1 pseudogene is annotated in these 230 nt (G+C 49.1%); it reads right to left on the bottom strand.

The features are described from left to right. Window positions 1-230 (bottom strand): annotated as a pseudogene (locus tag Q4519_RS22270) (lipolytic enzyme); the annotation flags it as partial.

Raw genomic sequence — 230 nt, 5'->3', positions numbered from 1 at the left:
GGCCAAGGTTCGTCGGGATAAATAGGCGTGCTAAAATCGTTACCGCCAAGATAAACAACGACCAGATCGACTTGGCGTCCCTCATATGCAGATTGATCGTAAAGTACAGCACCAGCTTTATTCAGGAAGTCGGGTACTACGAAGCCTTTTTCTATGCCGGCCCAATTGCGTGATAACCCTCCACCAGAGTATGCAACCAGAGTTTTAGTGGCTCCTAGTCGGTCTGCAGT

Source organism: Motilimonas sp. 1_MG-2023 (genome assembly GCF_030547455.1).
GTDB lineage: Bacteria > Pseudomonadota > Gammaproteobacteria > Enterobacterales > CBDFNC01 > Motilimonas.
Note: the sequence above shows the minus strand (reverse complement) of the source record. Positions and strands in the feature narration are given on the sequence as shown.